We start from the raw sequence: 24,630 nt of genomic DNA, 5'->3' as shown, positions 1-24,630 counted from the left end.
GCAAGTGAACACACGGCGTTCTGACGTGTTATGAACGGCGGGACTGAGGGCGCGACCGTTTCCGGATGCGCCGTGACTTGCCAAGGACACTGCCATGAAGGGCGACCCCGCGATCATCCGGACGCTGAACGCGATCCTGACCAACGAACTGACGGCGGTGAACCAGTATTTCCTGCATGCGCGCATGTTCGAAAGCTGGGGCCTGAAGCACCTCGGCCAGATCATCTATGACGAGTCGATCGGGGAGATGCGTCACGCCGACATGCTGATCAAGCGCGTGCTGTTCCTGGACGGCCTGCCGAACCTGCAGGACCTGCACAAGCTGAAGATCGGCGAGAACGTGTTCGAATGCCTGGGCGCCGACCTGCAGCTGGAGCTGGGCTCGCGCGACACCGTCATCGCCGCCGTCGCCCAGTTCGAAGCCGCCAAGGACTACGTCAGCCGCGACCTGGTCATGCGCATCCTGGCCGACACCGAGGAGCACATCGACTTCCTTGAGGCCCAGCACAAGCTGATCGAACAACTGGGCGAGCAGAACTATCTGCAGTCCGCCATGACCGAAATCGCCCCGGACAGGAGCGCGACCGGGAACTAGCCGTAGGCCAGAAGGCCAGTCGCCAGCGCGTTGCCAAGATTGAGCAGCGCGTGGAGCAGCGCAATGAGGGTGATCGAACCGGTCTGCAGCCAGATCACGCCCAGAAACAGGCCGAGCGCCGTCTGCAGCAGGAAGCCGGGCGCGTAATCGAAGGCAACCTGCCAGAGGACGGACCAGTCGCCGTGCATCACTGTGTTCAGAAGGGTGCCGGGAATATGCATCAGACCGAAGGCGATACTCGACAGGAAGACCGCGTTGACACGTGAGCCGGTGCGGCCAACCAAGGCGGTCAGGAGGAAAACCCTGAAGAGGACTTCTTCAAGCGTTCCGCCGATGATCAGTGCGCCCAGGGTGGAGATCAGGTCCTGACCTTCGGGAAGGGCTGAGCGTTCGGGACTGGCGAGATAGGCGAAATGGCTCCAGGCCAACGCGACACAGATGGCCGGAGCCCCGATGAGGAGAAGCCGGGGCCAACTCGCATACCGTAACCGTTCGGGCCATTGGATCAGCTTGCAGTGCACGAACAACGCCGGAACGAGGGTACCCGCCAGAAGATAGGTGATTTCGGACGACGCCGGGTTCGATTGGCCCAGAAGGTGAAGCAGGGCGCCGACAGCGCACATGACCCCGAGGACTGTAAGGATCATCCACCAGATCGGGCGAACCTGATCGTCGTATCCCGTCGTCCAAAAGTTCGCAGAACCGATCGTCGCAACGCGCAGGGTCATGAAGGCGACGCCGAACGCGACGGCGGTGACCAGTAGGAATACGGCGTAGATCATGCCGACGAACTCGTCGCCGATGACCCCCGGCCGGGACACGACGGTCCAGTACGTGAGCACGAACAAGGCAAGGGCGAACAGCTGCGCCAATCTGCGCGATGTCATCGGCGACTCCGGAAATACCTCTGAAGATAGAAGCTTCACCTTTGTGTCTGCAACCATAGAGCGGCGAGGGTCGACAGGGGGAACCTGGGTCGGCGCGACCCATTGTTGAGATGAACAGAAAGGCTGGCCATGACCGATATTGACGACTTCGTGGACGACGCGCGGGACGCGGCGCTGGATTTCGTCAATGGCGAGGACCGGAGCATGGGCCATGTCCTGCTGGGCGTGGCGGTGACGGCGGGGTTCGCTTTGGCCGCGACCTTCCTGGCCCAGAAGGCCCTGAGCCCCCGAACGTCCGCCGAAGACCTGCGCAGCGGCGCCCGACCGGTGACCGACCGTCCGCGCGGGGCCATGAGCATGATTGTGCCGGCCGTCTTCTCCGCCACCAGCCTGTCGGCGGTGCGGGTATGGAACGCCCCGTCCCAGCCTCGCCGCAACGCCGCCCTGACCCTGTGGGCCGCGACCCAGGCTGTGAACGCCCTGTGGCTGGCCGCGCGGCCAGCCGGGCGGGTCCTGCAGATCGGAGCGGCCATGGCTTCGGCCGGGCTCGCCGCCGCCTTCGCCCACGAGGCGCGCCGTCTGGACCCCGACGCCGGCAAGCTGGCCGCCCCCATCGGCGGCGGCACCCGGGTGCTGAACGCCATCGACCGCAAGGTCGATGAGAACCGGGCGACGGTGCATTAGCCGCGAGGGGTGGTTGAAGAGTGAGTAGTGAGCGGTGAGTAGACGGAGTGGCGGAGGCCGCGTCCCTTTTCCTACTCCCTCTTCACTCCCCGACCGCCCCAGCTTGCCGTAAGCCCCGGCTTCCTTTACGGACTGCGCCCGCTCGCGCGCGCCGCAAGGGCTGCGCCTCAAACCCTTCGAGACAACATGGCCAAGATTAACGGCAACACCATCAAGCCCGGCATGGTCCTGCAGCACAACGGCGGCCTGTGGGTCGTCACCAAGGCCAGCCACGTCAAGCCCGGCAAGGGCGGCGCCTTCGCCAACGTCGAGGCCAAGAACCTCGAGACCGGCAACAAGCTGAACGAACGCTTCCGCTCGGAAGACAAGGTCGAGCGCGTGACCCTCGAACAGAAGGACTTCTCCTACCTGTTCGACGGCGGCGACAACCTCGTCTTCATGAACGACGAGAACTACGAGCAGATCGAACTGCAGAAGGACTGGGTCGGCGACGAACGCATCCCCTACCTGCAGGAAGGCATGAAGGTCGTCATCGAAATGCACGAGGACCGTCCGATCGGTCTGTCGCTGCCGGAACAGGTGACGCTGGAAGTCGTCGAGACCGAGCCCACCGTGAAGGGCCAGACCGCCTCGTCGTCCTACAAGCCCGCGATCGCCAACAACGGCGTCCGCATCATGATCCCGCCGTACATGTCGGCCGGCGAGAAGATCGTCGTCGATACCTCGACCGGCGAATACGTCCGCCGCGCGGACTAAGGCGTGGCGAGTGGCTAGTGGCGAGTGACTAGAGTGTTCGCGCCCGTAGCACTCGCCAGCGCCTCAGGCGTTGAAACTAACCACTAGCCACTAGTCACTTTGCCCCGCAGGGGCCCCACTTCTCCGCTTGTCCGGGCCGCGGCCTTTTCAGGACAACCGGACCAGGAGATTCCCGATGGCCCTCGCCTCCGCCCTGCTCACCGTCATGATGGACGCGGTTCGCAAGACCGCTCGCCCGATGCTGCGCGACTTCGGGGAGGTCGCAAACCTCCAGACCTCGCGCAAGGGCCCCGGCGACTTCGTCACCGCCGCCGACATCAAGGCCGAAGAGACCCTGTTCGAGCTGCTGACCAAGGCCCGTCCGGGCTATGGCTTCCTCGGCGAGGAACGCGGCTTCATCGAGGGCACCGACAAGTCGCACCGCTGGATCGTCGATCCGATCGACGGCACGACCAACTTCATCCACGCCATGCCGCATTTCGCGATCACGGTCGGCCTGGAGCGCTTCGCGCCGGACGGCTCGTCCGAGATCGTCGCCGCCGTGACCTACAACCCGGTCATGAACGAGATGTTCTGGGCCGAGAAGGGCAAGGGCTGCTACCTGAACGACGGTCGCATCCGCGTGGCGGGCCGCAAGGATCTGTCGGAAAGCCTGATCGGCACCGGCCTGCCCTTCATCGGCAAACAGGGCCACGCCCAGTCGATCAAGGACATCCACGCCGTCGGCCAGCGCGTCGCGGGCGTCCGCCGCCTCGGCTCGGCCGCCCTGGACTTCGCCTGGGTCGCCGCGGGCCGCTACGACGCCTTCTTCGAGCGCAACCTGCAGGCCTGGGACGTGGCGGCGGGCATTCTGCTGGTCACCGAGGCCGGCGGTCTGGTGACGACCATCGACATCGACGGCGATCCGAAGAACGGCAAGCAGGTGCTGGCCGCCAACCCGGACATCCACACCGCCCTGCGCAAGGTGCTGCAGGGGGCTTGAGGCCTGTTTCCTTCTCCCGATGGGAGAAGGTGGCCCGAAGGGCCGGATGAGGGTCGGCTGTTGAAGTCGGCGTGAGCCGGCAGATCGGGACGGTGACGCGGCTTTCGCCGAATGCCGATAGTCGACCCTCACCCTTTCGCGCAGCCACTCGCTACGCTCGCGGGCGCTCAAGCCCTCTTCCATCGGGAGAGGGAGCAGCTACCCGATCAGCGCCCGCGCCGCGGCTCGCGCTTCATCGGTGATCATCGCGCCGGACAGCATCCGCGCGATCTCTTCCAGCCGTTGGGCCTCATCCAGCGTGTCCACCGTCGTGGCGGTCAGGCCGCCGATGTCGGACTTGCGGACCTTCCAGTGGGCGTGGCCGCGGGCGGCGACCTGCGGGCTGTGGGTGACGACCAGCACCTGGGCGCCCTGCGACAGGCGTTTCAGGCGGGCGCCCACGGCCGAAGCGACCGCGCCGCCCACGCCCTGATCGACCTCGTCGAAGATCATCACCGGCTGGCGCTGGTCCTCGCGGCCCGCCAGAGCCGCCTTCATGGCCAGGGCGAAGCGGGCCAGTTCGCCGCCTGACGCGATGGCGTCGAGCGGGCCGAAGGGGGTTCCGGCATTGGTGGCGATCTCGAAGCGGACAGTCTCGACGCCCAGAGGGCCGCGACGGCCGTCAGCCACCGGTTCGAAGGCGACGCGGAAGCGGGCGCGCTCCAGCTTCAGCGGGCCAAGCTCCTCCATCACCGACGCCGTCAGCCGCTCGGCGGCGGCTTCCCGCGCCGAGGTCAGCAGGGTGGCGGCGATATCGTAGGACTCGCGGGCGGCGGAGGCCTCGCGCTCGGCGGCGGTGATGGCGTCGGCGCCATCCTCGATCAGGCGCAGCTGCTCGCGGAAGCGTTCGCGCAGGACCGGCAGCAGCTCGACGGAGGTGTTGAGCTTGCGGGCGGCGGCGCGCAGGGCGAACAGCCGCTCCTCGGTCTTGTCCAGACGGCCCGGCTCGAAGTCGAAGGCGTTTGCGGCGGCGTCGACGCAGGCCAGGGCCTCCTCAGCCTCCACCAGGGTGCGGTCGATGGCCTCTGCGGCGGCGGTCAGCTTGAGCAGCAGCGGGTGGTCGCCCTCGGCGCCCGACTGGGCCGCGCGGGTGCGGGCATGCTCGACCGCGCGCAGGGCCGCCGACAGGTTGCGGGACAGCTTGTCCCCGCCCAGCGAGGCGCGGGCGTCGGTCAGGTCGGCCATGGCCTTTTCCGCCGCGCCCAGCAGGGCCCGCTCGCCCGCCAGCTCGGTCTCTTCCTCAGCGCGGGGATCCAGGGCGTCGAGGTCGGCGAGGTTGAGGGTCAGTTCCTCGGTATGGGCGGCGGCGTCAGCAGCGGCGGCGCGCAGCTCCGAGACCTTGCGCTCGGCGGTCTTCAGGGCCTCGGCGGCGCGGGCCACGCCGTCCAGCTGCGGCGACAGGCCGCCGTAGGCGTCCAGCAGGGCGCGGTGGGTCTTCCAGTCCAGCAGGCCGACCGTCTCGTGCTGGCCGTGCACCTCGACCAGGGCCTGGCCGATCTCGCGCAGGGCGGTGACGCCCGCGGGCTGGTCGTTGACGAAGGCGCGGCTGCGGCCGTCGGCGGCGACGGTGCGGCGCAGGATCAGGTCCTCGCCCGGCGCGACCTCGAAGCCCTTGTCGGCGATCAGCTCGATCAGGGCGGGATCATCGGGGGCGGTGAAGACGGCGGTGGCGCTGGCCTGCTTGGCCCCGGCGCGGACCAGCCCGGCGTCGCCGCGCGCGCCCAGCGCCAGACCCAGAGCGTCCAGGATGATCGACTTGCCCGCCCCGGTCTCACCGGTCAGCACGGTCAGGCCGTCGCGGACCTCTAGGTCCAGCACGTCCACCAGAACGATGTCGCGAATCGATAGCGCGGTCAGCACGACGGGGCTCCTTGCGGAGACAACAGGCCGGAAACGCGGTCAGACATCTGGGGCAAGGCGAATCGTTTTCTCAGGCGACGCCGGAGAATGCGGAGCAACCACCCCCGGGGACAACCCCGGGAATAGCGGAACAAATCGAAAACGTCAGCCCGGGATCAGACGACGCAGCCAGCTTTCGCGCTGGCCGGTCGGGGCGACGGTCGGCTGCGAGCCTTCGTCCGACAGCAGGGCGTAGGCTTCGGCGTACCAGGGGCTGCCCGGATAGTTGAAGCCGAGCACCGAGCCGTTGCGCATGGCCTCGTCCTTCAGGCCCAGCATCAGATTGACCTCGACCATGCGGTAGAGGGCTTCCGGCGTGTGCGAGGTGCGCTGGAAGGCCGGGCTGTCGATGACGGTCTTGTAGCGGTTCAGGGCCGCCAGCGGCTGGTTGGCGCGCTGGTAGTAGCGGCCGATGGCCATTTCCTTGCCGGCCAGCTGGTCGTTGACCATGTCGATCTTGACCGTGGCGTCGATGGCGTAGGACGTGCCCGGATAGCGCCGGGCGACGTCACGCAGGCCGTCCAGCGCCGCCTGGGCGTAACCCTGGTCGCGGCCCACGTCGGTGATCTGTTCGAAATTGCAGATGGCCTTCATGTAGAAGGCGTAGGGCGCGCTCGGATTGCCCGGGAACAGGGCGATGAAGCGGTCCGCGGCGGCGACCGCCTCCTGATAGTGGTTATCCTGATAGTAGGCGTAGATCTGCATCAGGATCGCGCGGCGCGACCATTCCGAATACGGGTGCTGACGCTCCACTTCCTGGAAGTAGTCGACGGCGTCGGCCCAGCGCTTGGACTGCAGGCGCTGATAGCCGGTGTTGTAGAGCGCCTCGACCGGGCGTTCCTCATAGGCCAGACGCGGGCGATTGCCGCCGCGGTTACAGCTGGCGACGACCATGGCGGACAGGGCGACGGTCGCCAGAACAAGTCCGGTGCGAATCTTCGAAGCAGGCAAGGACGACCTCAACATGACAGGCCGGCGGGCGCTCACCCGTCGGCACCCCCGGAATTCAGACGCGATCTCTACACCAGCGGATCGGTGTGCGCCAATGCAGCACGAACGGTCGAGAAATTCGTCCGCGCGCCTTGTGGCTGAGCCGTCCCCTGATATGTAGCGCGCCAACGCGACGGCGGCATTGTCAGCCGCGCGATGACGGCGAAAGGATGACCGGACATGAAGCTGCTCTCTGGCAACTCGAACCGGACCCTGTCTGCGGCCATTGCGGCCCACCTGGACATGCCCCTGACCAAGGCCCAGGTGAAGCGGTTCGCCGACAATGAGGTCTTCGCCATGATCGAGGAGAACGTCCGCGGCGAGGACGTCTTCATCCTTCAGTCGACCAGCTATCCGGCCAACGACAACCTGATGGAAATGCTGATCATGACCGACGCGCTGGTGCGCGCCTCGGCCCGGCGCATCACGGCGGTGGTCCCCTACTTCGGCTACGCCCGGCAGGACCGGAAGACGGACGGTCGGACCCCGATCTCGGCCAAGCTGGTCGCCAATCTGATCACCCGCGCCGGCGCCGACCGGGTCCTGACCATGGACCTGCACGCCGGCCAGATTCAGGGCTTCTTCGACATCCCGACCGACAATCTGGTGGCGACGCCGGTGCTGGCCCGGGACATCAAGGAAAACTACCCCAAGGGCGACGATCTGATGATCATCTCGCCCGACGTCGGCGGCGTGGTGCGCGCCCGCTCGCTGGCCAAGCGCCTCGACGCCGATCTGGCCATCGTCGACAAGCGCCGCCCCAAGGCGGGCGAGAGCGAGGTCATGAACATCATCGGTGATGTCGAAGGCCGCCGCTGCATCCTGTTCGACGACATCGTCGATTCGGGCGGCACCCTGGTGAACGCCGCCAAGGCGCTGATCGACAAGGGCGCAACCGAGGTCTCGGCCTACATCAGCCACGGCGTCCTGTCGGGCCCGGCGGTCCAGCGCGTCAACGACGGCCCGCTGAAGGAACTGGTCATCACCGATTCGATCGAGCAGCCGGACGAGGTTCTGGCCTGCTCCAAGATCCGCCGCGTGTCGGTCGCGCCGCTGATCGGCGAGGCCATCCGGCGCATCGCCAACGAAGAGTCGGTCTCGAAACTGTTCGACTGATCCGGACGGATCGCGGGAACGTCCTTGGTCCGGCCTCATTAGGCCCTGAAGATTCGGCGCGGGGCGTCGATGCTGAAGGAGACCTGATGAGTTCGGCCAACCGGAGCCGCGGCCTTGCCGTGGCCGCCCTCGCTGTCGCCGCCCTGCTGGCGGGCTGCGCCTCCCAATCCGCCGCCGAAAAGGCCGCCGAGGCCGAGGCCGCGCGCGTCGCCGCCGAACTGGCCGCCCGCACGCCGCCGCCGATCAGCCTGAACCAGAGCGTCGCCGAGGCGGCCTCCATCTATGTCAGCTTCACCCGCGACATGGCGGCGATGGAAGGCGGCTTCCAGAACGCCGAGGCCATTCAGGCCGCCATCCGCCAGGGCACGGCCTACGATCCGGTCCAGCTGTCGCGCGGTCTGGTCGCCTATGCCTCCATCGTGGCGCTGCAGTCGCCGGAGTTCGTGCAGGGGGTGCGCCAGTACGCCGTGGACCGGACCACGCGCGAGCAGCTGGCCGCCAATATCGCCGCCGATCCCCGCTGGGCGTCGCACCTGCCGGGCGCCGACGCCGCGGCGGGGATGATCATCACCACCCTGCGCGGCGACATCGACGCCCTGTCGCGGGCCGCCAATCTTATCGAGAACGACGCCTACGCCATTCAGGCCCGCTATGACGTGCGCCGCCCGTGGGGCGTGGCCCCGGTCGCCAATCGCGAGGCGCGGCTGGCCGAGGCCAAGGCGCGCTCGACGCAGGCCATGCTGCCTTCCGCCGAGGACGCCGCCCGCCTGCTGCGCGCCGCGCACAGCGGGACCGGGCTGACCGTGTCGAGCACCCGGCTGCGCGAGCCGCCCTATCCGCCCGTGGTCGAGCAAGCTCTGGCCCTGGCCGCCCTGGCGGCGCTGGGCGAGGCGGGCGACGCCGCGCGCGGGCGCACCGACGCCCTGCAGAACGAGACCGTCAGCCAGACCTGCCTGACGGAATCCAAGCTGAACCTGTTCCAGTGCCTGGCCGCCTCGCGCCCCAGCTATGAGGACATGTTCTGTCTGGGCCGCCACATCGTGCGCGATCTGGCCACGTGCACCCGCGGCGCCGCCCAGCCCGCCGCACTGATCATGGTCACCGCCCCGGAGGTCAGCGCCGTGCAGCCGCCGCAGATCACCGTCGCACCGCTTGAACAGCCCGCTCCGCCGGTACGGACGCCGGTGACGACGGCCCCCACGCCGACGCCCGCGCAGCCCCCGGTCCACTCCCCTGCCCGACCCGCCCCCAGCGCCACCGAGCGGCTGAATACCGGTCCTGGTTAAAACTCCCGAACCGGGAGAATCATCTCCTTGTGATGTCCAACTTCCGGCAACGCTGGGATTAACGCTCGGCGAACCCTTTTCGCCGCGATATAGATGGCAGTCTGTGGTCAGCGCCCTGCCGGAGGGGCGCGAGGGTCGGGGTTTTCCATGTTCAAAGCTCAAATGCGCCGCGGGCTTACGCTTGCCGCCGTCGCCGCAGCCGCCGTGCTCGCCAGCTGCGCCACCGATGAGCCTGCGGCTCCGCCCGCGCCGCCGCCCCCTCCGCCGCCGCCGCCCGCCGTCTCGCTGAACGAGGGCGTGGCTCAGGCCGCCTCGATCTATGTCGCCTTCATGCGCGACGTCGGCACCATCCCGCCCGGCGGCTTCACCGACGCCGAGGCCATCCAGGCCGCCATCCGCAAGGGCGCGGCCTATGAGCCCTCCCAACTGTCGCGCGGCATGATCGCCTATGGCTCGATCCTGGCGCTGCAGTCGCCGGAGTTCGTGCAGGGCGTCCGCACCTACGCCGTCGAACCGGCGATCCGTCAGGAAATGATCGCCCGCCTTATCGCCGATCCGGCCGCCGCCGCGACCCTGCCGGGCGCCGACGCCGCCGCCGGCCTGATCGTCGAGACCCTGGGCCGCGACGTCGCCGCCATGCACGCCATCGCCGAGGGCGTGGAGGGCGACGCCTACACCATCCAGGAGCGCCGCGACCCCCGCCGCCGCTGGGCCACGACTCATATTCCGAACCGCGAGGCCCGCCTGCAGGGCGCCAAGACCCTGTCGGTGGCGCAGATGCTGCCCTCGGCGGAAGAATCGGCCCGCCTGTTCACCGCCGCCAATACCGGTTCGGGCCTGGGCCTGAGCTCGGGCCGTTCCGGTCCGCCCTATACGCCCGCCGTGGTCCGTTCGCTGGCCCTGGCCGCCCTGGCCGCCCTGGGCGCCGGCGGCGAGGATTCGCGCGCCAGCACCGAAGCCATGACGGTGGATCAGAACAGCGAGTTCTGCCTCAACATGTCCAAGCTGATGCTGTTCCAGTGCCTGGCGGCCTCGCGCCCCAGCTATGAGGACATGTTCTGCGTCGGTCGCCACATCGCCCGCGACCTGTCGACCTGCACGGCCCAGAACATCACGCCGCCCCCGGCTGAACTGGCTCCGACGGCCGTCGCCGGGACCGAGGGCCCGGTCCAGTCCCCGGTCGCCGCGGAGGCCGCCGCGGCCTCCACCTCGGCCACGGCGTCGCTGAACAGCGGCCGCTGATCCGACTAAGAGTCCGACAGCGGTTGCGTCCCGGGGCGCTTGCGTGTAATAGCCCCCGCTCCTGATTTCGAGGGTTCATACCCCCGCCGCGCAGGCCACGGTTGGCGCGGCGTTTCTGTTGTTATTTGAGGCGAGCCAGATGGCCGAGATCATCCTGAACGTGGACGTCCGCGACGGCGTCGGCACCGGTGGCGCCCGCGCCGCCCGTCGCGCCGGCATGGTGCCCGGCATCCTGTACGGCGGCGACAAGGCCCCCGTCGCCATTTCGGTGAACGAGAAGGACTTCCGCAAGTCGCTCTACACCGGCAAGCTGCTGGGCCACCTGGTGACCCTGAAGTACGGCGAAGAGACCCAGCCGGTCATCGCCCGTGACGTGCAGTTCGACCCGGTGTCGGACCGCCCGCTGCACTTCGACCTGATGCGCGTCGACGCCAAGCAAACGATCAAGATCGAAGTGCCGGTGCACTTCATCAACGAAGATCAGTGCAAGGCCTTCCGTCAGGGCGGTTCGCTCGAGATCGTCCGTCACTCGGTCGAGATTTCGGTGCAGGCCGACCACATCCCGGAAGACCTGGTGGTCGATCTGGCCGGTCACAAGCTGGGCGACACCATCCGCTTCTCGGACATCAAGGTCCCGAAGGGCGTCGAGCCGACCATCACCGACCGCGATTTCGTGATCGCCTCGATCAAGACCTCGTCGGCCGCCATCTCGGCCGCCGCTGACGAAGCCCACGACGCTGAAGTGGCCGCTGAAGCCGCCGCTGACGAAGTCCCCGCCTCCGAGCAATCGGAAGAAGGCGAAACGACCGAAGGCTAAACCGCCCTCGATCGACTGTTTCTGGAGCGGCCCCTTCCGTTTACGGATGGGGCCGTTTCCTTGTCTGGACCACAGCCATGATCATCATCGCCGGCCTGGGCAACCCCGGCCCGAAATACGAGAAGAACCGCCACAACATCGGCTTCATGGCCGTCGACGAGATCGCGCGCCGCTGGTCGTTCGGTCCCGAGAAGGCCAAGTTCCAGTCGGTCATCCGCGACGGCGAGGTCCAGACCGCGAATGGGACGGTGAAGGTGCTTCTGATGAAGCCCCAGACCTATATGAACGAGAGCGGCCGGGCCGTGGGCGAGGCGGCGCGCTTCTACAAGATCAAGCCGTCCGAGGTGATCGTCTTCCACGACGAGATCGACCTGGCTCCCGGCCGCTTCCGCATGAAGACCGGCGGCGGCGCGGCGGGCCAGAACGGCGTGCGCAGCCTGATCAGCCATGTGGGCGCCGACTTCCGCCGGGGCCGCATGGGCGTGGGCCATCCGGGCGAGAGCCATCTGGTCATGCCGCATGTGCTGGGCGACTTCGCCAAGGCCGATCAGGCGTGGCTGCAGGCCATGCTGGACGCCTGCGCCGACGCCCTGCCCTTCGCCCTGGCCGGTGACGACGAACGCTATCAGGGCGAGGTCATGCGCCTGGCCCCCGCGCCGAAATTCAGCCCGCGTCAGACGGCGAGAGGCGAATAGCCACGCTTCCCGTCCGGGCCGATCTCCGCTAGAGCCGTCCCGTGACCCGTCCTCAGACCGAAAACTGGTCGATCTGGCGCGCGCTGGCCCTCATGGCCGCGACGTTCGCCATCGTGCTCGGGACCCTGCTGCCCTACGCCGCCATGGCCGCCGCCCGTCCGGGCGACACCCTGGTGCTGTGCTCCAGCGAGGGACCGCAGACCATACGGATGGATGCGGACGGCCAGCCGGACCGCTCGGTGCCGCCGCCCAAATGCGCCGCCTGCGTCATGGCTCCGGCGGCGGTTCTGCCGACCCCGCCCCTGCCCCAGCCCTGCGCCGCGCCCACGGTCACACCGGCCTCGACCTTCACCGCCCTGATCGCCAGCCCGCCGCCGCCCGCGCGCGGCCCGCCGCGACCGCCCTCGACCGCCCCACCCCTCGCCTGAACCAGACCCGGCGCTGACCCGCGCCTGACCCCGCGCGCCGTCCGGCGACGCGGGCCGTTTCTCTGTTTCAGGATTTCAGTTCATGTCCCTTCGGACCACCGCGGTGCCCTGCGCCCTGCTGCTCGCCGCTATCTCGGCTCCCGCCCATGCCCAGACTGTTGATCAGGACGCCGCCGTCCTCGACACGGTCATCGTCACCGCCCGTCGCAACCCGGAAGACCCCGCCGTCGTCGCCCAGGCCCGCGACCAGCTGTCCCGCACCCCCGGCGCCGTGGCCGTGGTCTCGGCGGAAAGCTACGCCAACCGCTTCGCCCAGACCTTCGCCGACACCCTGCGCAACGTCCCCGGCGTGCTGGCGCAGAAGCGCTATGGCGAGGAGGCCCGCCTATCGATCCGGGGCTCGGGCCTCGCTCAGGGCTTCCACCAGCGCGGCGTGCTGTTCGCCCAGGACGGCGTGCCGTTCGCCGACGCCGACGGGTTTTCCGACTTCCAGGGCGTTGACCCGCTGAGCGCCCGCTACATCGAGATCTATAAGGGCGCCAACACCCTGCGCTTCGGCGGGGCCCAGTTGGGCGGGGCCATCAACCAGATCACGCCGACCGGAAACACCGCCGTCGACGATACGGTGCTGCAGCTGGAAGGCGGGTCCTTCGACAGCCTGCGCGGCAGCGTGCAGCTGGCGCGCAGGTCCGGCGACTGGGATGTGTTCGCGGCCGTCTCGGCGATGGAATCCGAAGGCTATCGTGACCACAGCGAACAGAGCCAGGCCCGCCTGACCCTGAACCTCGGTCGGTCCTTCGGCGAGGACCGCGAGGTGCGGCTGATCTATCAGGCCGCCGACATCAAGCAGGACATCCCCGGCTCGCTCTCGCTGAGCGACGCCCTGAACGACCCGGAGAAGGCCAATCCCGGCGCGATCAGCGGTGATCAGGCGCGTGACCTGACCCTGAAGCGGCTGACCCTCCAGACCCGCTGGCGGCTGAACGAGTCCACCGTCTTCGAAGGCGCGGTCTGGGGCTGGGAGAAGGAGCTGTGGCACCCAATCTTCCAGGTGCTGAACACCAACAGCGAGACGGTCGGCCTGTTCGGTCGCTTCGACTGGGCCGGTCAGGTGGCCGGCATGCGCGCCGACCTCTTCTATGGCCTCAGCTATCGCGACGGTCAGGTCGACGGCCAGCGCTACGTCAACAGCGGCGGCCAGGCGGGCGCCCTGACGGCGAACAATCTGCAGAAGGCGACCGGTCTGGACGTCTTCGCCGAGGGCCGTCTGTTCGTCACGGACCGGTTGGCGCTGGTGGCGGGCGGCTCGTTTGGTCGGGCGACGCGAGACTATGTGGATCGCGTCAACGCCGCCAACAACGACGGCATCGACTATGAGTGGTTCTCGCCCCGTCTGGGCCTGCTGTGGGAATCCGAAGACGGCGCGCAGGTGTTCGCCAACGTGACGCGGTCGGTCGAGCCCCCGGCCTATGGCGCTCTGGTTCAGGCCCCGCTGGTCGGCTTCACCCCGGTGAAGGTGCAGGACGCCTGGACCGCCGAGATCGGCACACGCGGCCGTCGTGGGGCTCTGGCGTGGGACGTGACCGCCTATCGCAGCGAGATCGACGGCGAACTGCTGAACTTCGTCACCGGCCCGAACATCCCCGCCGCGACCTTCAACGCGGGCGAGACGGTGCACCAGGGCATCGAGGCCGGTCTGGACTGGCGCCTGCCGTTGGAACTAGCCGAGGGCTCGCTGCTGCTGCGCCAGACCTATGCGTGGAGCGACTTCCGCTTCGTCAATGATCCCCGCTGGGGCGACAACCGCCTGCCGGTCGCGCCGGAGCATGCCTATCGGGCAGAGCTGGCCTGGCGTCATCCGTCCGGCGTGACCGTGACCCCCTCCGTCGAATGGCGGATCAGCGACGCCTGGGTCGACTATCAGAACACGCTGAAGGCGCCCGGCTATACGCTGCTGGGCCTGAACGCGAGCTGGGCGGTCAAGGACGGCATCACCCTGTTCGTGGATGGCCGGAACCTGACGGACGAGCGGCATGTGAACGAGTTCTCGGCCATCACGGACGCCCGGGTTCCCCCACTCCCCGCGACGCCGGTCTCGACCGTCGTGTTCAACCCCGGCGAGGGACGCGCTGTCTTCCTCGGCCTGCGCCTGGCCCTCTGATGGGCGCGAAGCAATCGAAAGGGGCGTCGGACATCCTGTCCGGCGCCTATCGCGCAGTCTGGCGCTGGCATTTCTACGCGGGCCTGCTGGTCCTGCCGGTGCTGATGCTGCTGGCCCTGACCGGCGCCGCCTATCTGTTCAAGGATGAGATCGATCAGGCCGTCTACGGCCGGATGATCGATGTGCCGGTGGCGGCGCAACAAGCCTCTCCGGACGTCTGGCTCGCCGCGGCGGCCGAGGCCGGCGGCGGACGCGCCGCCAGCCTCCTGATGCCCGAGCGTCCGGACCAGGCCATCCGCGTCCGCGTGGACCAGCCGGACGGCCAGCGCCGCACCGTCTTCGTCGATCCCTACACCGCCCGGGTCACCGGGGTGACCGGCTTCGGCGGGGTGATGGAGACGGTCAAGGGCCTGCACTCCCTGACCCTGTTCGGTCCGGCGATGAACATCCTGGTCGAGATCGTGGCGGGCTGGACCATCGTCCTGTTCGCCACGGGGCTGTACCTGTGGTGGCCGCGTCGGCGGGCGGCGGGCGTGGTCCGCCTGACCTCCACCGATGCGCGCCGCCGTCCCTTCTGGCGCGACCTGCACGCCCTGACCGGCTTCTATGTCGGCGGGGTGGTGCTGTTCCTGGCCGTCACCGGCCTGTTCTGGTCGGCGGTCTGGGGCGACCGGATTATGGATGCGGTCAAGGCCGGGGGCCTGGGCCGTCCCGCCGCCCCGGTCGCGGGCGCCTGGCAGAGGGCCGAGCACGCCGACCATCCGGACGGCGCGGGCTGGACGATGCAGGGCATGGTCCTGCACGCCGACGGCCATCACACGCAGGGGCCGCTGTCCGGCGTCCTCGCCCGCGTCGAGGCCGAGCAACTGGCCCGTCCCTACACCCTGGCCATCCCCGCCGATCCGACCACGACCTGGACCGCCACGGCCCAGGTCCGGCGGGTTCAGGACAGCCGCGCCCTCTACATCGATCCCGCGCAGGACACGGTCGTGGCCGACATCGGCTTCGACCAGTTCGGCGCGGGGGCCAAGGCCGTCGAATGGGGCGTCTACACCCACCAGGGCACGCAGTTCGGCCAGATCAACCGCTGGATCATGCTGCTGGGCTGTATCGGCGTCTGGGTGCTGGCGATCAGCGGGGTGGTGATGTGGTGGAAGCGTCGTCCGCCGAAACTGTCCGCCCGCCGCCTCGGCGCCCCTCCCGCCCCGACCGGCCTGCGCGCCCGGATCGCGGTTCTGGCCATCGTCATTCCGCTGTGCATCCTCTATCCGTTGACCGGACTGAGCCTTATCGCGGCTCTCCTGATCGACCTGACCTTCCGCCGGCTGACCCGCGTTCAGCCCGCGCTTTCGTGAAAGCGACCTCCGCCGTGAGACTCCTCCCCCTGACCACCATGGCCGCCCTGACCTCGCTGGGCGCACTGGCCGCGCTGGCCGCCTGCGGGCCTTCCACCGCGCCGCAGACCGGCCCGGCGGCCACCGTCGCCGTCGCCGACGCCCTGTGCCGCCCCACGCCCAACGGACGGCACGCCACCGCCTGCTATGTCACCCTGACCGCCAATACCGACGACCGCCTGGTCTCGGTCTCCAGCCCGCGCGGCGACCGGGTCGAGATCCACGAGAGCAAGCTGGAGAACGGCATGATGGTCATGACCGAGCTGCGCGCGGGTCAGCCCCTGCCCGCCGGCCAGAAGGTCGAGCTGAAGCCCGGCGGCAACCACATCATGCTGCTGGGCCTGACCGAGCCTTTGGCCACCGGCCAGACCGTAGACCTGACCCTGAGCTTCGCCAACGCCCCCGCGGTCGAGGTCACCGCCCCGGTCGCCCACCCGCCGGTCGAGGGCGCCAACTGACATCGTTCGACGCGCGAGCCTGACAAACCGGTCCGGACCGGTTAAAGGCTCGCGCTCACTCGAAAGCTCCAGAAGACCATGGCCCTGAAAGTCGCGATCGTCGGCCTGCCCAACGTCGGCAAGTCCACCCTGTTCAACGCCCTGACCAAGACGGCGGCGGCCCAGGCGGCCAACTATCCGTTCTGCACCATCGAGCCGAACACCGGCGACGTGGCCGTGCCGGAGCCGCGCCTGAACGCCCTGGCCGAGATCGCGGGCTCCAAGGAAATCATTCCGTCGCGCATCACCTTCGTGGACATCGCCGGCCTGGTGCGCGGCGCGTCCAAGGGCGAGGGTCTGGGCAACCAGTTCCTGGCCAACATCCGCGACTGTGACGCCGTGGCCTTCGTCGCCCGCTGCTTCATCGACGACGACATCACCCACGTCGAAAACCGCATCGACCCGATCAGCGACCTCGAGATCATCGAGACCGAGCTGATGCTGGCCGACCTCGAAAGCCTCGAGAAGCGCTACGCCAACGTCGAGAAGCGCGCCAAGGGCGGCGACAAGGAGATGCAGACCACCCTGCGCCTGATCAACCTGGCCCTCGAACAGCTGCGCGCCGGCAAGCCCGCCCGCGTCGCCGAGGTGTCCAAGGAGGACGAGAAGGCCTGGCACATGCTGCAGCTGCTGACCTCGCTTCCGGCCCTCTATGTCGCCAACGTCGACGAAGGCTCGGCCGACAAGGGCAATGAGCTGTCCGATCTGGTCGCCAAGCGCGCCGCCGCCGACAACGCCAAGTCGGTCGTCATCTCGGCCAAGATCGATTCCGAACTGGCGGTGCTGGACGCCGAGGAACAGGCCGAGTTCCTGGAGGGTCTGGGTCTGGAAGAGCCGGGCCTGAACCGCCTGATCCGCGAGGCCTACGCCCTGCTGGGCCTGCAGTCCTATTTCACGGTCGGCCCGAAGGAAGCGCGCGCCTGGACCATCCACATCGGCGACACGGCCCCGCAGGCCGCCGGCGTGATCCACACCGACTTCGAGAAGGGCTTCATCCGCGCCGAGACCATCGCCTTCGAGGACTATGTGGCCTTCAAGGGCGAGGCCAAGGCCCGCGAAGCCGGCAAGCTGCGCGCCGAAGGCAAGGCCTACGTCGTCAAGGACGGCGACGTGATGAACTTCCTGTTCAACTAACGGGACGCCGGCTCGGCACTCGGCTCGGTCTTCACTGGGCAACGGGCCAGCAGCACCACCGCCTCATTGCGGTTCAGCCAAGTCAGGCGCAGCACGTCGTCCTGCACCGACAGGCGCACAAGCTCGCTCGCCGTCTCGCCCTCGGCGGTGCAGGACAGGGCGACGTCATAGCCGTCGACCACCTGGGTGATGCGGTTGATGTCGCAGCTGTTCTCATAGCCCTCGAAGCGGAAGGGCGTGATGGTGATCGGCTGCTCCGCCCCGGTCGTGTTCGCGCACCAGTCAGCCTTTCCGGCCCAGCGGCCGACGAAGGTGGCCGGACCCGCGCCGGGCATGGCGGGGCCGATGCCCGGCGGCGACGGCGCGGGCGGGGCCACCTCGGAACTCTCCACGGGGGCGGCGGGCTCGGTCGGCGGATTGACGGCCTGCCGCTCGCAGGCGGCGACCAGCAGCACGACGGACAAGGGGATCAGGGCGCGGATCATGCCGGGTGAACGCCGTGCATCCACAGAGGGCTCCACACTCGCGTCGATCACGAAATCGCGGTCACGCTTGCATCGCGCCCGTGTTTTTGCGACCGGTTCGCCAGTGTCGAGAACAAGGGGGCGTCCCGCATGGCTCAGAACACCAATCCGTGGAGCAAGGCCATCGATCCGTTGGCCGAAGATATCGCGACCGTGCTCAAGAGCATGGGCGGATCCGCGCACCAGAAGGACGTGGTCCAGTGCGTGGCCGCGATGAAGCGCCAGCGCGGCGAAACCGTCGCCCAGGACCTGGCCTCGCGGATCGTCGAAGTGTTCGAACGCTATCGCGACCTGTTCTTCCGCCCCTTCGGCGAAGGCTCGATGCGGTGGGCGCTGCAGCCCGGCGTCGCCTGATCTGACCCTCCGGATATGAGAAAGGCCCGCCGGTCTCCCGGCGGGCCTTCTTGTCGGCGGCCAGGGCGCGCTTAGAAGCGACGCACGAAGCTCACGCCGTAGGTGTCGGCTTCACCCCCGTTGTCACCGCGGAAGTCGCGGCGCGTCCAGTCGGCGCGGACGCCGTTCTGACCATCGAAGAAGTAGTTGGCGCCGACGCCGTAGTTGACGCTCTCACCGTCGTTGGTGGCCTGCACGCCGGCGACGTCAGCCTTCACCTGGGTGGTGCCGTAGCCGAGGCGGCCGAACAGTTCGAAATTCTCGTTCACCGGCAGCTTGGCGACGCCATAGACGGCGGCGTCATACTGGTGCTCCAGCGAGCCTTCCAGACCGGCGACGGTGATGTGGTCATCCTTGACGCCGAACGAGGCTTCGCCTTCGACGCCGAGGTTACGGGTGAAATCGTAGCCGACCCGGCCCGTGATGGCGCCGAGGTTGCCGTTGTCGCCGTCGAAATAGGTGTAGCCGGCCGAACCGGTGATCCGCGAAGCGGGTTCCTGAGCCATCGCCGGAGCGGCGATCAGAGTAACGGCGGCGGTCGCGAGAAGAATGTTACGCATGGTTTCTGTATCCTCTAGATGCGGTGACTTCTGCGGTCACCGGCCCCATCCAGCGGACTACAAAATGGGTCGGGATCGGGCGAGTTCCAGAGCCGCCCGATGACTTCCCAAAGACTGTGCGATTGCAGGCACAGACAGCGATATGCCAATCTTGGCCTTATCGTGTTCTCATTCTGGCAGTTCGAAAACTATCGATCCTTTTCACGCTCGGTCCCGGCCCGCGCGTGCAGGGCGGCCTGGGCCGCGGCCAGACGGGCGATCGGCACGCGATAGGGCGAGCAGCTGACATAGGTCAGGCCCACCTCTTCGCAGAAGGCGATGGACGACGGGTCGCCGCCGTGTTCGCCGCAGATGCCCATCTTGATGTCGGCGCGCACCGCCCCGCCCCGCTCCTTGGCGATGCGGATCAGGTCACCGACGCCGTCGCGGTCCAGCCGGACGAACGGGTCGGTCTCGAAGATGCCCTTGTCCATATAGGCCTGCAGGAAGCGGCCGGAGTCGTCGCGGCTGATGCCGAACGTGGTCTGGGTCAGGTCATTGGTGCCGAAGCTGAAGAACTGGGCGTGTTCGGCCAGGTCCCCGGCGCGCAGGGCGGCGCGGGGCAGTTCGATCATGGTGCCGACCAGATAGTCGACCGTGTCGCCCGCCTCCTCGAAGACGGTCTTTGCCGTCCGGTCGGTCAGCTCGCGCAGGTATTTCATCTCCAGACCCAGAGCGACCAGCGGGTGCATGATCTCCGGGATCGGGGCCAGACCAGATGCTTGCTTCACGTCCAGCGCGGCTTCCAGCACCGCCCGGACCTGCATCTCGTAGATTTCCGGATAGGCCACCCCCAGACGGCAGCCGCGGTGGCCCAGCATCGGGTTGGTCTCGTGCAATTCCTTGGCCCGGCGCTTCAGCTTGGCCGCATCCAGCCCCGAGGCGTCGGCGAGGGCGTCGATGTCCTCTTCCGTGTGCGGGATGAACTCGTGCAGGGGCGGATCAAGCAGGCGCACCGTCACCGGCAGGCCCGACATGATGGTGAACAGCTCGACGAAGTCCGCCTTCTGGAACGGGGCGATCTTGGCCAGGGCCGCGCGACGGCCCTTCTCGTCGTCGGCCAGGATCATCTCGCGCACGGCGGCGATCCGGGTGTCGTCGAAGAACATGTGCTCGGTCCGGCACAGGCCGATGCCCTCGGCGCCGAAGCCGCGCGCGGTGCGGGCGTCCAGCGGGGTCTCGGCGTTGGCGCGGACGTTCAGGCGACGGACCTTGTCGGCCCAGGCCATCAGGGTCTGGAAGTCGCCGGTCAGTTCCGGCTCGATCATAGCCACGGCGCCGTCGAGGACTTCGCCCTTCGAGCCGTCGATGGTGATGATCTCGCCGGCCTTGAAGGTGCGGCCACGCGCGGTGAAGGTCTCGGCCCTGTCGTTGATCGACATCTCGTTGATGCCACAGACGCAGGGGCGGCCCATGCCGCGCGCGACCACCGCCGCGTGGCTGGTCATGCCGCCGCGCGCCGTGACGATGCCCTTGGCGGCGTGCATGCCGTGGATGTCTTCCGGGCTGGTCTCCTCGCGCACCAGGATGACCGCCTCGCCCAGCTGGGCCAGACGCTCGGCCTCATCGGCGTCGAAGACGATCTTGCCAGTCGCCGCGCCGGGGCTGGCGGGCAGGCCCGCGGCCACCACGGTGCGGCTGGCGTTCGGGTCCAGCGTCGGGTGCAGCAGCTGATCCAGGGCGGCGGGCTCGACGCGGCTGACCGCCTCTTCCTCGCTGATCACGCCCTCGGCGGCCAGCTCGACCGCGATCTTCAGCGCCGACTTGGCCGTACGCTTGCCGTTGCGGGTCTGCAGCATCCAGAGCCGGCCCTGTTCGACCGTGAACTCGATGTCCTGCATGTCGCGGTAGTGGCTCTCCAGCCGGTTCACGACCTCGACGAACTGGCCGAAAACCTCCGGCATGGCCTCTTCCATCGAGAGGGCCGTCTCGCCCATCTCCTCGCGGCCCGCCCTGGTCAGCGACTGCGGCGTGCGGATGCCCGCCACCACGTCCTCGCCCTGGGCGTTGATCAGGAACTCGCCGTACAGCTTGGCCTCGCCGGTCGACGGGTTGCGCGTGAAGGCCACGCCGGTCGCCGAGGTCTCGCCCATGTTGCCGAACACCATCGACTGGATGTTCACGGCCGTGCCCCAGCTCTCGGGGATGTCGTGCATGCGGCGATAGAATTTGGCCCGGTCGTTCATCCAGCTGGCGAAGACGGCGCCGACGGCGCCCCACAGCTGGTCATGCGGGTCCTGCGGGAAGGGGTGGCCCAGACGATCCTCGACCACGGCCTTGTAGTCGGCGACGACCTTTTCCCAGTCCCTGGCGGTCAGGTCGGTGTCGACGGTGACGCCCAGACGATCCTTGTGATCGTCCAGCACGCCCTCGAAATCATCGTGGCCCAGGCCCAGCACCACGTTCGAATACATGGTGATGAAGCGGCGGTAGCTGTCGAAGGCGAAGCGGCGGTCGCCCGACAGGGCCGCCAGACCTTCGACCGTCTCGTCGTTCAGGCCCAGGTTCAGGACCGTGTCCATCATCCCCGGCATCGAGGCGCGGGCGCCCGAGCGGACCGAAACCAGCAGCGGGTTCTTCGCGTCGCCGAAGATCTTGCCGACAATGCCCTCGACCTTGGCCAACCCGGCCTTCACCTGATCGGCGAGGTCGGCGGGATAGCTCTGGCCCTGCGCATAATAGTGGTTGCAGGCCTCGGTGGTGATGGTGAAACCGGGCGGCACCGGCAGCCCCAGCGCCGACATCTCGGCCAGGTTCGCGCCCTTGCCGCCGAGAAGATTCTTCATCGAAGCGTCGCCGTCGGCCGAACCGCCGCCGAAGCCGTACACCCACTGTGTCATCAGTAGCCCCTGAACCGTGGTGATTGCGCGGCGGATTCGCTCCGCTCGCTGTGTATCCGCCCCGCTTACCTCTCTCGGAGCGGCAAGGCGACCCTGAGCGCGTAACAAAACGTGAGCAGGTGTGACGGTTCCACCTCCCTTGGCGAGCCGAGCCTCATTTTCAGGAGACCGACGACGAAGGCGCGAGGCCAGTTACCCCGCCTTAACCGTAAGGATTCACCATGCCCGCTCTCATCTGTGCGGGGCCGCGTTTCCATGTCCGAACTGAAGACCGACGTCATCCACCGGGGCGATTGCATCGAGGTGCTGCGTTCGCTGCCCGACGCCTCGGTCGACATGGTCTTCGCCGACCCGCCCTATAACCTCCAGCTGGGCGGCGACCTGCTGCGTCCCGACAATTCCAAGGTCGACGCGGTCGATGACGACTGGGACAAGTTCGGCAGCTTCGCCGAGTATGACGCCTTCACCCGCGCCTGGCTGAAGGAATGCCGCCGCGTGCTGAAGCCGGAAGGTTCGATCTGGGTGATCGGCAGCTATCACAACGTCTTCCGCCTCGGCACGGCGATCCAGGACCTCGGCTTCTGGGTCCTGAACGACATCATCTGGCGCAAGTCGAACCCGATGCCGAACTTCAAGGGCACCCGGTTCACCAATGCCCATGAGACCCTGATCTGGGCCGCCCGCAGCCGCGAGCAGAAGCGCTACACCTTCAACTACGACGCCCTGAAGGCCTTCAACGAAGACACCCAGATGCGCTCGGACTGGACGCTGGCGCTTTGCACCGGCGAGGAGCGCATCAAGGACGCCGACGGCAAGAAGGCCCACCCGACCCAGAAGCCCGAGGCCCTGCTGCACCGGGTGCTGCTGTCGGCGACCAAGCCGGGCGATGTGGTGCTGGATCCCTTCTTCGGCACCGGCACCACCGGCGCCGCCGCCAAGCGTCTGGGCCGCCACTACGTCGGCATCGAGCGCGACGAGACCTACGCCAAGGTCGCCGAGAAGCGCATCAAGGCCGTCATCCCCGCCGCGCCGGAAGACCTGGCCGTCATGGGCTCCAAGCGCAGCGAGCCCAAGGTGCCGTTCGGCGCCCTGGTCGAGGCCGGCCTGCTGCGCCCGGGAGACCGCCTGTACTGCCCCAGGGGCGAGCGCGAGGCCCGCGTCCGCGCCGACGGCTCTCTGGTCTCCGGCTCGCTCAGCGGCTCGATCCACAAGCTCGGCGCCCTGTTCGAGAACGCCCCGGCCTGCAACGGCTGGACCTACTGGCGCTTCAAGTCGGACCAAGGCCTGCGCAGCATCGACGCCCTGCGCGCCGAAATCCGCGCCGGGATGCAATAAGCCTCGGCCTCCGGGCCGACGTTAACAAATTCAATGCGATGCAGCCGCTCATGTCGGCCAGCCGACACACTGTCGCAGCTGTAACCGCCTAGATTTCAAAATGAAATTCCGCTTTCGCGGAACTTCGCACCTGCAGCAATGTTAGCGAGTCCGACGTCGAATGGGCGTACGGAGCATCGCCATGAAGATCGCGCAGGTCACCCCTCTGTACGAGGCCGTTCCCCCTCGGCTCTATGGAGGCACGGAGCGGGTCGTGGCGCATCTGACCGACGCCCTGGTCGATCTGGGCCATGACGTCACCCTGTTCGCCTCCGCCGAGGCCGAGACCCGCGCCCGCCTGATCCCGGTGCGCGATCAGGCGATCCGGCTGGACCCCGCGCCGCTGAAGTCCGACCTGGCCGCCCACATGACGATGCTGTCCGAGGTGCTGAAGCGCGCCGACGACTTCGACATCATCCATTTCCACACCGACATGATCCACTTCCCGTTCTTCGAGCGGTTCGCGGACAAGACCCTGACCACCCTGCACGGGCGGCTCGACCTGAAGGACCTGCCCGGGGTCTATGAGCGCTGGCCGCAGTTCGGGCTGGTGTCGATCTCGGACGACCAGCGCCGCCCCCTGCCCTTCGCGGGCTGGAAGGCGACCGTGCACCACGGCATGCCGTCGGACCTCTATACGTTCAGCCCGAAGTCGGAGGGCTACCTCGCCTTCCTAGGCCGCATCTCCCCGGAGAAGCGGCCGGATCGGGCCATCGAGATCGCCACCAAGCTGGGCAAACCCCTCAAGATGGCGGCCAAGGTCGATGCGGCGGACAAGGCCTATTGGGAAACCGTCATCAAGCCCATGGTCGACGGCAACCCGCTGGTCGAGTTCGTCGGCGAGATCGGCGACCACCAGAAGTCCGCCTTCCTGGGCGGCGCCGAGGCCCTGCTCTTCCCCATCGACTGGCCCGAGCCCTTCGGCCTGGTGATGATCGAGGCCATGGCCTGCGGCACGCCCGTCGTCGCCTTCCGCTGCGGCTCGACGCCCGAGGTCATCGAGGACGGCGAGACCGGCTTCCTGGTCGAGACCATGGAGCAGGCCGTTGCCGCCGCCGGCCGCGCCCACCTGCTGGACCGCGAAGCCATCCGCGCCCGCTTCGAGCTGCGCTTCTCGGCCACCGCCATGGCCCGCCGCTATCTGGACGTCTACGGCGACCTGCTGGCCCGCCGCCCCTTCGCCGAAGCCCCGCTGGCCGATGTGGTGACGCCGCTGCGCCCGCTGGAAGAGGAACGCAGTTTCGCGGCCACAGCCTGAACCCGCGCCGGGTTCGTCCATTACCGTACCAAGCGGGCCA

General features: G+C 68.0%; 23 protein-coding genes. 17 read left to right on the top strand and 6 right to left on the bottom strand.

The window, feature by feature from the left end; genetic code table 11:
* The first annotated feature begins 94 nt into the window (after nt 1–94).
* A complete protein-coding gene (bfr, locus tag ACTIEF_RS08635; protein WP_439471724.1) occupies nt 95–595 on the top strand; it encodes a bacterioferritin in 501 nt (166 codons plus the stop codon).
* Here bfr and ACTIEF_RS08630 read toward each other — a convergent pair.
* A complete protein-coding gene (locus tag ACTIEF_RS08630) occupies nt 592–1,482 on the bottom strand; it encodes a lysostaphin resistance A-like protein (RefSeq protein WP_439471723.1) in 891 nt (296 codons plus the stop codon). The genes bfr and ACTIEF_RS08630 overlap by 4 nt on opposite strands.
* 129 nt (nt 1,483–1,611) lie before the next feature.
* Between ACTIEF_RS08630 and ACTIEF_RS08625 the strand changes: the two genes are divergently transcribed.
* The 3 genes from ACTIEF_RS08625 (at nt 1,612) to ACTIEF_RS08615 (ending at nt 3,904) form a co-directional block, all read left to right on the top strand.
* On the top strand, nt 1,612–2,166 hold the full coding sequence (locus ACTIEF_RS08625) for a tryptophan-rich sensory protein (protein WP_439471722.1): 555 nt from the start codon (nt 1,612–1,614) through the stop codon (nt 2,164–2,166).
* A 186-nt stretch (nt 2,167–2,352) separates the two neighbouring features.
* On the top strand, nt 2,353–2,922 hold the full coding sequence (efp, locus tag ACTIEF_RS08620; protein ID WP_439471721.1) for an elongation factor P: 570 nt from the start codon (nt 2,353–2,355) through the stop codon (nt 2,920–2,922).
* A 175-nt stretch (nt 2,923–3,097) separates the two neighbouring features.
* The gene (locus ACTIEF_RS08615; protein ID WP_439471720.1) at nt 3,098–3,904 is read left to right on the top strand and encodes an inositol monophosphatase family protein; all 807 of its coding nucleotides are present in this window, start codon (nt 3,098–3,100) and stop codon (nt 3,902–3,904) included.
* A gap of 198 nt (nt 3,905–4,102) precedes the next feature.
* Here ACTIEF_RS08615 and recN read toward each other — a convergent pair whose 3' ends face one another.
* Nucleotides 4,103–5,803: a DNA repair protein RecN gene (gene recN, locus ACTIEF_RS08610; protein ID WP_439471719.1), complete on the bottom strand. Its 1,701-nt coding sequence runs from the start codon at nt 5,801–5,803 to the stop codon at nt 4,103–4,105.
* A gap of 144 nt (nt 5,804–5,947) precedes the next feature.
* Nucleotides 5,948–6,805 carry an outer membrane protein assembly factor BamD gene (locus tag ACTIEF_RS08605; protein WP_439471910.1) on the bottom strand — a complete coding sequence of 286 codons (858 nt, stop codon included), beginning with the start codon at nt 6,803–6,805 and terminating at the stop codon, nt 5,948–5,950.
* Between the two features lie 207 nt (nt 6,806–7,012).
* On the opposite strand from ACTIEF_RS08605, the gene ACTIEF_RS08600 reads away from it, so the two are divergent.
* The 10 genes from ACTIEF_RS08600 to ychF all read left to right on the top strand — a co-directional run bounded on the left by ACTIEF_RS08600 (nt 7,013) and on the right by ychF (nt 17,602).
* Nucleotides 7,013–7,948: a ribose-phosphate pyrophosphokinase gene (locus tag ACTIEF_RS08600; RefSeq protein ID WP_439471718.1), complete on the top strand. Its 936-nt coding sequence runs from the start codon at nt 7,013–7,015 to the stop codon at nt 7,946–7,948.
* A gap of 86 nt (nt 7,949–8,034) precedes the next feature.
* Nucleotides 8,035–9,234 (top strand): hypothetical protein, encoded by a 1,200-nt coding sequence (locus tag ACTIEF_RS08595; RefSeq protein WP_439471717.1) that lies wholly within the window; start codon nt 8,035–8,037, stop codon nt 9,232–9,234.
* Between the two features lie 162 nt (nt 9,235–9,396).
* Nucleotides 9,397–10,476: a hypothetical protein gene (locus tag ACTIEF_RS08590; protein ID WP_439471716.1), complete on the top strand. Its 1,080-nt coding sequence runs from the start codon at nt 9,397–9,399 to the stop codon at nt 10,474–10,476.
* Nucleotides 10,477–10,615: 139 nt separating this feature from the next.
* Nucleotides 10,616–11,293 carry a 50S ribosomal protein L25/general stress protein Ctc gene (locus ACTIEF_RS08585; protein WP_439471715.1) on the top strand — a complete coding sequence of 226 codons (678 nt, stop codon included), beginning with the start codon at nt 10,616–10,618 and terminating at the stop codon, nt 11,291–11,293.
* A 77-nt stretch (nt 11,294–11,370) separates the two neighbouring features.
* Nucleotides 11,371–11,988, top strand: a complete 618-nt coding sequence (gene pth, locus ACTIEF_RS08580; protein WP_439471714.1) for an aminoacyl-tRNA hydrolase — start codon at nt 11,371–11,373, stop codon at nt 11,986–11,988.
* 41 nt (nt 11,989–12,029) lie between these two features.
* Nucleotides 12,030–12,416 (top strand): hypothetical protein, encoded by a 387-nt coding sequence (locus ACTIEF_RS08575; RefSeq protein WP_439471713.1) that lies wholly within the window; start codon nt 12,030–12,032, stop codon nt 12,414–12,416.
* 82 nt (nt 12,417–12,498) lie between these two features.
* Nucleotides 12,499–14,577, top strand: coding sequence for a TonB-dependent receptor family protein (locus ACTIEF_RS08570; RefSeq protein WP_439471712.1), 2,079 nt, complete (start codon nt 12,499–12,501; stop codon nt 14,575–14,577).
* A complete protein-coding gene (locus tag ACTIEF_RS08565) occupies nt 14,577–15,932 on the top strand; it encodes a PepSY-associated TM helix domain-containing protein (protein ID WP_439471711.1) in 1,356 nt (451 codons plus the stop codon). The genes ACTIEF_RS08570 and ACTIEF_RS08565 overlap by 1 nt, the downstream gene beginning before the upstream one ends.
* Nucleotides 15,933–15,946: 14 nt before the next feature.
* Nucleotides 15,947–16,429 carry a copper chaperone PCu(A)C gene (locus tag ACTIEF_RS08560; RefSeq protein WP_439471710.1) on the top strand — a complete coding sequence of 161 codons (483 nt, stop codon included), beginning with the start codon at nt 15,947–15,949 and terminating at the stop codon, nt 16,427–16,429.
* Between the two features lie 78 nt (nt 16,430–16,507).
* Nucleotides 16,508–17,602 (top strand): redox-regulated ATPase YchF, encoded by a 1,095-nt coding sequence (ychF, locus tag ACTIEF_RS08555; RefSeq protein ID WP_439471709.1) that lies wholly within the window; start codon nt 16,508–16,510, stop codon nt 17,600–17,602.
* Here the strand turns inward: ychF and ACTIEF_RS08550 are convergent.
* A complete protein-coding gene (locus ACTIEF_RS08550; RefSeq protein WP_439471708.1) occupies nt 17,599–18,087 on the bottom strand; it encodes a hypothetical protein in 489 nt (162 codons plus the stop codon). The two genes, ychF and ACTIEF_RS08550, sit on opposite strands and share 4 nt — an antisense overlap.
* Before the next feature lie 129 nt (nt 18,088–18,216).
* On the opposite strand from ACTIEF_RS08550, the gene ACTIEF_RS08545 reads away from it, so the two are divergent.
* Nucleotides 18,217–18,480, top strand: coding sequence for a hypothetical protein (locus tag ACTIEF_RS08545; protein ID WP_439471707.1), 264 nt, complete (start codon nt 18,217–18,219; stop codon nt 18,478–18,480).
* Between the two features lie 71 nt (nt 18,481–18,551).
* On the opposite strand, the gene ACTIEF_RS08540 is transcribed toward ACTIEF_RS08545, so the two are convergent.
* Nucleotides 18,552–19,079, bottom strand: coding sequence for a porin family protein (locus ACTIEF_RS08540; RefSeq protein ID WP_439471706.1), 528 nt, complete (start codon nt 19,077–19,079; stop codon nt 18,552–18,554).
* A gap of 188 nt (nt 19,080–19,267) precedes the next feature.
* Nucleotides 19,268–21,958: a pyruvate, phosphate dikinase gene (ppdK, locus tag ACTIEF_RS08535; protein ID WP_439471705.1), complete on the bottom strand. Its 2,691-nt coding sequence runs from the start codon at nt 21,956–21,958 to the stop codon at nt 19,268–19,270.
* 255 nt (nt 21,959–22,213) lie between these two features.
* Between ppdK and ACTIEF_RS08530 the strand changes: the two genes are divergently transcribed.
* Both ACTIEF_RS08530 and ACTIEF_RS08525 read left to right on the top strand, forming a co-directional pair.
* Entirely contained in the window at nt 22,214–23,293 is a 1,080-nt protein-coding gene (locus tag ACTIEF_RS08530; RefSeq protein WP_439471704.1) for a site-specific DNA-methyltransferase, read from the top strand.
* 181 nt (nt 23,294–23,474) lie between these two features.
* Nucleotides 23,475–24,590, top strand: a complete 1,116-nt coding sequence (locus ACTIEF_RS08525; RefSeq protein WP_439471703.1) for a glycosyltransferase family 4 protein — start codon at nt 23,475–23,477, stop codon at nt 24,588–24,590.
* The last annotated feature ends 40 nt before the right edge of the window (nt 24,591–24,630 follow it).

The organism is Brevundimonas sp., from assembly GCF_051858995.1.
Classification (GTDB): domain Bacteria; phylum Pseudomonadota; class Alphaproteobacteria; order Caulobacterales; family Caulobacteraceae; genus Brevundimonas.
Note: the sequence above shows the minus strand (reverse complement) of the source record. Positions and strands in the feature narration are given on the sequence as shown.